Origin of the sequence: Escherichia sp. WS1265 (assembly GCF_046487585.1) — a bacterium.
GTDB classification, from domain to species: Bacteria; Pseudomonadota; Gammaproteobacteria; order Enterobacterales; family Enterobacteriaceae; genus Escherichia; species Escherichia coli.
The window spans coordinates 1-595 of record NZ_JBJQJE010000099.1; the positions used below are offsets into that span (position 1 = coordinate 1).

1 protein-coding gene is annotated in these 595 nt (G+C 55.3%); it reads left to right on the top strand.

Going from position 1 to position 595, the window contains the following annotated elements; translation table 11 throughout:
* Positions 1–23: 23 nt before the first annotated feature.
* On the top strand, positions 24–595 hold a 572-nt coding region (locus ACJHX3_RS25025; protein WP_213841576.1), incomplete at its 3' end, for a phage tail protein.

The window sequence follows — 595 nt, forward strand, 5'->3', positions numbered from 1 at the left end:
TTTATTGAGTAAAGAGGTGTGGGATGAAGGGGCTTGAGAATGCCATCCGCAATCTGAACAGCCTTGATACCCGTATGGTGCCACAGGCCAGCGCATGGGCGATAAACCGTGTGGCACAGAAAGCGGTCTCGGTTGCCACCCGGCAGGTTGCCGGGAATACCGTTGCGGGAGATAACCAGGTGAAAGGGATCCCCCTGAAACTGGTACGTCAGCGTGTCCGGGTGTTTAAAGCCAGTCCGTCAGGAAAAATGACGGCCAGGATCCGCGTTAACCGGGGCAATCTGCCCGCCATCAAACTGAACACAACACGGCGGCGTGCTGGTGAAGGACTGAGAGTGGGAAAATACTTTTTCCGGGGGGCATTTGTTCAGCAACTGGCGAATGGCCGCTGGCATGTTCTGAGGCGTCTTCCTGAAGCGCGTTTTGCAACAGGGCATGACCATCAGGGCAGGCCAAGAAAAAATCGTCTTCCTGTGGAGGTAGTGAAAATCCCGCTGTCCGGACCGCTGACACAGGCATTTGAAGATGCCCGCGACCGCATCATTGCTGCGGAAATGCCGAAACAGCTGGGGTATGCACTGAAACAACAACTGAG